Origin of the sequence: Bifidobacterium primatium, from assembly GCF_002802875.1 — a bacterium.
Taxonomy (GTDB): Bacteria; Actinomycetota; Actinomycetes; order Actinomycetales; family Bifidobacteriaceae; genus Galliscardovia; species Galliscardovia primatium.
Map to the genome: position 1 here is coordinate 220,243 of NZ_PEBI01000003.1, position 6,054 is coordinate 226,296.

At 63.1% G+C, this 6,054-nt stretch carries 6 protein-coding genes and 2 tRNA genes; 2 read left to right on the forward strand and 6 right to left on the reverse strand.

The features are described 5' to 3' along the window. Positions 1 to 28: 28 nt before the first annotated feature. The 6 genes from era to CS006_RS07045 form a co-directional block, all read right to left on the reverse strand. Positions 29 to 988: a GTPase Era gene (gene era, locus CS006_RS07020; protein ID WP_100511100.1), complete on the reverse strand. Its 960-nt coding sequence runs from the start codon at positions 986 to 988 to the stop codon at positions 29 to 31. Between the two features lie 101 nt (positions 989 to 1,089). After that, entirely contained in the window at positions 1,090 to 2,448 is a 1,359-nt protein-coding gene (locus CS006_RS07025) for a hemolysin family protein (RefSeq protein WP_165777301.1), read from the reverse strand. 36 nt (positions 2,449 to 2,484) lie between these two features. Next, complete coding sequence (gene ybeY / locus CS006_RS07030; protein WP_100511102.1) at positions 2,485 to 3,033, reverse strand: rRNA maturation RNase YbeY; 549 nt, start codon at positions 3,031 to 3,033, stop codon at positions 2,485 to 2,487. Then, positions 3,030 to 4,145 carry a PhoH family protein gene (locus CS006_RS07035; RefSeq protein WP_100511103.1) on the reverse strand — a complete coding sequence of 372 codons (1,116 nt, stop codon included), beginning with the start codon at positions 4,143 to 4,145 and terminating at the stop codon, positions 3,030 to 3,032. The genes ybeY and CS006_RS07035 overlap by 4 nt, the downstream gene beginning before the upstream one ends. A gap of 62 nt (positions 4,146 to 4,207) precedes the next feature. Beyond that, positions 4,208 to 4,543 carry a histidine triad nucleotide-binding protein gene (locus CS006_RS07040; RefSeq protein ID WP_100511104.1) on the reverse strand — a complete coding sequence of 112 codons (336 nt, stop codon included), beginning with the start codon at positions 4,541 to 4,543 and terminating at the stop codon, positions 4,208 to 4,210. A 136-nt stretch (positions 4,544 to 4,679) separates the two neighbouring features. Beyond that, positions 4,680 to 5,486 (reverse strand): 16S rRNA (uracil(1498)-N(3))-methyltransferase, encoded by an 807-nt coding sequence (locus CS006_RS07045; RefSeq protein WP_100511105.1) that lies wholly within the window; start codon positions 5,484 to 5,486, stop codon positions 4,680 to 4,682. Positions 5,487 to 5,582: 96 nt separating this feature from the next. Here CS006_RS07045 and CS006_RS07050 point away from each other — a divergent pair. Continuing rightward, positions 5,583 to 5,673, forward strand: a tRNA-Leu gene (locus CS006_RS07050). 254 nt (positions 5,674 to 5,927) lie between these two features. Next, positions 5,928 to 6,018 (forward strand) — tRNA-Leu (locus CS006_RS07055). Positions 6,019 to 6,054 lie beyond the last annotated feature (36 nt).

Below are 6,054 nucleotides of genomic sequence, written 5' to 3' on the forward strand. Positions count from 1 at the left end.
CTTTCTTTCGACGCCGGATATGCGCGGCTCAGAAGCCCAGCCTTTCCAGCTTCTTGGGGTCGGACTGCCATTCCTTGGCGACCTTCACATGCATGTCGAGCTTCGCCTTGCCGCCCACGATGCGGTTGATGGGCGTGCGCAGCTTCTTCCTCACCCGCACCAGATGCTCGGCCTTGCGGCCGATGATGATGGGCTTCTGCGAATCACGTTCCACGTAGACCGACACCAGCACCTGCACCTTGGGCTTTGGACCGTCGTCGGTCTCGTTCCCGGATTCGTCCTCGTCCGGATGGATGATGTCATCCACGACGACGGCGAGGGAGTGAGGCAGCTCATCATCAAGCTCCTCGAGGAACGCGCCGCGCACCAGTTCGGCGATGGCCTCCTCCGGGGGCTCTTCGGTGATCTGATCGTCCGGGTACATCTGGGGGCCTTCCGGCATCGCGTCGATGAACAGGTGACGTACTTCGTCGAGATTGTCGTGCTCCAGTGCGGAGACCGGCACGATGTCGGTGAAGTTCGCGAATTCGTTGATCTCGATGAGCTTGTCGACCAGCTGAGAACGGTTGAGTTCGTCGATCTTGGTGACCACGGCGATCAGCGGCACCTTCCATTCGAACACACCGTCGTCGTTCTTCCTGGCGAACTGGCCGCGCAGGCGACTGAGGATGCGCCTGTCTCCCGGACCGATCTCCTGGTCCGCCGGCAGGAGGAAGGCGATGGCGTCCACTTCGGAGAGCGACTCGTCGACGATGTCGTTCAGCCGCTGGCCGAGCAGCGTACGAGGGCGATGAATGCCGGGGGTGTCGACCAGCACAATCTGGGCGTGGTCCGTCGTCAATACGCCGCGGATGGCCTTACGCGTGGTCTCCGGACGGGATGATGTGATGGCGACGTGGGAGCCGATCAACGCGTTGATCAGTGTTGATTTGCCGACGTTGGGCCGTCCCACGACCGCGATGAATCCTGATTTGTAAGCTTCCTGCATGGAACACCACTGTACCGTGAGGACTATGCAAACCCGGTGGCGGCATGGGCGTTCGCACCATGCCGCCACCGTCAGCCAACGGCGCCCTTATTTCAATCACGTCATTCGGAGTCGGCGTCGCCCTCGTCGGCCGGGGCATCGATGCCGGACGGCGACGCCTTCTCCACCAGGATGGTCGAGACCTTCTTGCGCCGGCCGGCGGAATCGACCGCGGTCAGACGCAAGCCATGGGTGTCGGCGTGCGAACCCACGAGCGGCACCTTGCCCAGGGTCTTGGTCAGCAGGCCATACACCGTGTCGACGTCGTCCTCGTCAAGGTCGATTTCGAAGATCTCCTCGATGTCCGCGATGGATGCACGGGCGGGGAACCGCCATCGTCCCGGCTCGACCTCTTCGGGTTCGGCCTTCTGCGTACGGTCGTGCTCGTCCTCCAGTTCGCCGACGATCTGTTCGATGGCGTCCTCGATGGTGACGAGACCGGCGATTCCGCCGTATTCGTCGACGACGACCGCGACATGCTGGCGCTGGCGCTGCATCTGATGGAACAGGTCGTCGACCGGTTTGGATTCGGGAACCAGCAGAGGGTCACGGCTGATCGAGACGACAGCACGGTCGCTTGCGGCCGGATTGAAGGCGACCGCCCGCACGGCGTCCTTCAGATAGGCCATGCCGATGAGGTCATCCACGGAATCGCCGATGATGGGCACGCGGGAGAACCCGGAGCGGGAGAACATCTTCAGTACGTTGCCGAGCGTCTCGTCCTTGCCGATGCAGATCATGTCGGTGCGCGGCACCATGATCTCGCGGGTGAGGGTCTCCGACAGCGTGAGCACGTTGCGCATCATCTCGGAGATCTCCGGATCGAAGTCGTTGGTCTCCACCAGCCTGTCGATCATGGCGCGGCCCTGTTCGAGGTGGATCTTCTCCAGCTCCTCGTCATCGGACAGCTCGGTCTTGCCGGAGTTGATGCCGTTGACCCGTGCGAACGGCGTGAGCCATACGACGAAGGAGACTACCCCGGAATGACGCAGCATGATCTGGATGGGGCGCGACGCCCCGGTGCTGCGAGGACGGACGAGTATGGACACCACACCGACGACGAGCGCGAACACCAGACCGCATATGAGCGTAAGCCAGATCGGGGCTCCGAGGGCGTCGGCGATGCACGCCACCAGCACGCCGTCGAGGATATTGCACACGATGCGGAAGAACGCACAGGACCCCGACGTGGCGAACCGGTCGGAGACGAGCCTCTGAACCCTGTGGATGCGGCCCAGCTGCTTCATCTTGTTGAACTGGCTGTCGGTTCCCGTCTGCACCTCGAGGATGAGGTTGTTCAGGCTGGATCTGGTGACCCTTGACACGGCCCCCTCGGTGGAGGCCATGAGCAGGGAGAACCACACCAGCAGCAGCGACGCCACCGCCAACGCGGCGATCATCGGTATCACGGGGTCCGTCATCATAGCTGATTCACGCTCTTTCGTGGATTGTGCCGCTTACCGGCCTGTCTTGGAATCGTCCGGACGATGCTCGGCGTCGTACTGCGCCAGAAGGTCCGGCGCGCCTTCGGGCAAGCGGACATCGTCGAGCACGCCGGGGCGCAGGGCCAGGAAGGTCAGCAGCAGCTGACGCTGCAGTCCGAACATCTGGCGTTCCTCCGCCGCCGTGGCGTGGTCGTATCCCAGAAGGTGCAGGGTGCCGTGGATGGTCAGCAGCAGCATCTCCTGGATGGTGGAGTGGCCCGCGGCCCTCGCCTGTTCGCGGGCCACATACGGGCAGATGACGATGTCGCCGAGCACCCCCTCCGGCAGCATCTTGTCGGTACCGGGGCGCAGCTCGTCCATGGGGAAGCTCATGACGTCGGTGGGCCCCTCGAGGTTCATCCATCGTTCGTGCAGACGCGCCATGGACGCGGGGTCGTTGAACATGATGGTCAGGTCGGACTGGGTGCTGACCCTCATCTGGTCGAGCACCCAGACCCCCAGGTCCGAGAAGACCTTGGGGTCGATGGTCCACGGCGTCTCATTCGTGACTTCCACGCTCATGCGTTCTCCTCCTGCTTCTCCTGACGGCGGTCGTCGTGCCGCTCCCGACGTTCGCGGCGCGCATCGTCGAAGCGACCGTATGCCTCGACGATACGTCCGACGAGCTCGTGACGGACCACGTCCGTCGGGTCGAGGTGTACGAACGCGATGTCGTCGATGCCGCCGAGCACTCGTTCGATCGTGGCGAGTCCGGAACGCGGCACCGTCAGATCGACCTGCGTGATGTCTCCGGTGATGATCATGCGCGTGTTGAAGCCCAGTCGCGTAAGGAACATCTTCATCTGCTGCTCCGTGGTGTTCTGCGCCTCGTCGAGAATCACATAGGCATCGTTCAGCGTACGGCCACGCATATAGGCCAGCGGCGCGACCTCGATGGTTCCGTCCGCCAGGTATCTATGCAGCTGGTCGGCGCCGAACATGTCGGAAAGCGCGTCATACAGAGGACGAAGATAGGGATCGACCTTCTCGCTGAGCGTGCCGGGCAGGAAGCCGAGGTTCTCCCCCGCCTCGACGGCGGGCCTCGTGAGTATGATCTTGCGCACCTGTCCGTCCTCGAACGCCCGAACGGCCTTGGCGACGGCAAGATACGTCTTGCCGGTGCCCGCGGGACCGATGGCGAACGTGATGGTGTGCTTCTCGATTGCATTGACGTACCGGATCTGTCCGGCGGTCTTCGGGCGCACCGGCACGCCAAGGGCGAATGTGATCACGCCGGGGACCTGCACGCGCTTGCGGTCGACGGGCGCCGGCACCGCGGTGGGCTGAGACGACGCGGAACGGGGCGCTGCCCGGCGGGAGCCGATGTGTTCGCGGACGCGCGCCTCGATGCCGCCACGGGAATGGGACGTGCTCAGCAGCCTGCGCACGGTATCCGCGTCCATGGGGGCCGTATACGCGGTCTGGATGATCGTGTCGATGATCTCCTGGGCCTGGTTGGCCTGCGCCTCGGTCTGCTTGGACCGGGACATGATCGCCACGCGGTTGCCGCGCACGATGATGGTCAGTTCGGGAAACGCCTTCTCGACCTCGCGGATCACCTGGTCCGCCGGTCCGAGCACCGCGACCGGATCAAGTTCCGAAGGTATGGTGATGGTGCGTGTTGTTGTCGCCACGTTAGGTTGTCGTCTCTTTCCGTTCTTTCCGTTCGGTCGATGGATTGCCGGCATCCGGCCCGCTACTCGTCAAGCACCTCGCCGGTCAGCACGTGGGCATGCACATGGAACACCGTCTGACCGGCGTCCTTGCCCGTGTTGAACACCAGTCGGTATTCGCCGTGGAAGGCGTCGTCGGCGACGGACTGCGCCACCTCCACGATGTGGGCCAGCAGGGACGCATCCTCCCTGGCAAGGACCGCGACGTTGGGGTAATGGCGCTTCGGCACGATGAGCACATGCACCTTGGCCTTCGGGTTGATGTCCTTGAAGGCGTAGACGGCATCGTCCTCATACACCTTCTCGCTGGGGATGTCACCGGCGATGATGCCGCAGAACAGGCAGTTGTCCTGGCTCATATTTCACACTCTCCTTTGTCTGGCGCCCTACCGGCGCCGCCACATCGTCAATGCTATTGCGCGCTTGGGATAAAACCCGTCATCGCCGCGCTCAGCGAAATCACATTCATCGAATGTTCATCTCGGATGGCGGAAGTCACTCGAAACGCCCCAGCACGCGGGCGAGAAGCGCCAACGCCACGGGACCGGCGCTGGAGGCGCGCATGATGTTGCTTCCCAGGACCACCGCCGACGCCCCGGCCTTCACGAACGAAGCGACCTCCTCCTCGCTGATGCCCCCTTCGGGCCCCACCACCACGCTTATGGTGCGCTCCCTGCCATCCTCCAGACAGCGGTCAGCGATGGACGAGACCTTGCGTTCGATGGAGTCCCATGTATCGGTGGCATCCTGATGCAGGACGATGACCATGTCGCCGTGCACGCCGGCACGCAGGCACATCTCCACGATGCTCCTGCTGGTCGCCTTGGGCTGCAGCAGGGGCGTCCACGCACGTCGGGACTGCTCGGTGGCGGCGTCGAGCAGCTGACGCCACTTGTTCGCGGCCTTCGCCTCCTTTGCGCCCTTCCATTGCACTATGGACCGATTGGCCTGCCATGGCACCACGGAATCGACACCAATCTCCGTGGCGGTTTCGATGGCCTGCTCGTCACGGCCGGATTTGGCCAGCGCCTGCACGAGCTGCAGGCGGGTCACCGCGGCCGGCTCGCGGCCCACCTCCTCCACCCTCACCTGCCGGTTCGCCGGGTCGTGCACAGTGGCCAGGATGCGCAGCCCCCTGCCGTCGGAGAGCCACAGCCTGTCGCCCACATCCAATCGCATGGACCGGAACGCATGCCGCGCCACGTTCTCCGGCACGGTGAGCACCCATCCGTCGTGCAGCTCGTCGCCGTTCACCGGAGTCTCGTCCTTGCTGGGGTCAATCAGAAATAGCGGGAAAGTCATGGCTCAAACGTACACGACACGCCGGATAACCCTCGGATTTGACAGACCACCCCGCAGTGATGCTATAGTTCCATCTCGTTGCCAAACACGGCACCTGTCCGGGTGGCGGAATGGTAGACGCGCTAGCTTGAGGTGCTAGTGGTTATTTTATACAACCGTGCGGGTTCAAGTCCCGCTCCGGACACCAGCAAGACCCCTTGGTTCCCAAGGGGTCTTCTTGTATTTACTCCAAGTGTGTTTTCAGGACAGGCTCCAAGGCGGCCGGCCGCAATCCTCCCCGACGCCCGCAAAAGGCCGCTCCTCGCCGAATCGATTCACGATTGACCACGATCGACGTCGACGATACCGAAAAAGCATCGCGACACGCCGGATAACCCTCGGATTTGACAGACCACCCCGCAGTGATGCTATAGTTCCATCTCGTTGCCAAACACGGCACCTGTCCGGGTGGCGGAATGGTAGACGCGCTAGCTTGAGGTGCTAGTGGTTATTTTATACAACCGTGCGGGTTCAAGTCCCGCTCCGGACACCAGCAAGACCCCTTGGTTCCCAAGGGGTCTTCTTGTAT

Bases quoted from the DNA above. Each gene is read 5' to 3' on its own strand.
- CS006_RS07040 (WP_100511104.1), bottom strand. From the start codon at position 4,543: ATGAGCCAGGACAACTGCCTGTTCTGCGGCATCATCGCCGGTGACATC.
- CS006_RS07045 (WP_100511105.1), bottom strand. From the start codon at position 5,486: ATGACTTTCCCGCTATTTCTGATTGACCCCAGCAAGGACGAGACTCCG.
- CS006_RS07025 (WP_165777301.1), bottom strand. From the start codon at position 2,448: ATGACGGACCCCGTGATACCGATGATCGCCGCGTTGGCGGTGGCGTCG.
- ybeY (WP_100511102.1), bottom strand. From the start codon at position 3,033: ATGAGCGTGGAAGTCACGAATGAGACGCCGTGGACCATCGACCCCAAG.
- era (WP_100511100.1), bottom strand. From the start codon at position 988: ATGCAGGAAGCTTACAAATCAGGATTCATCGCGGTCGTGGGACGGCCC.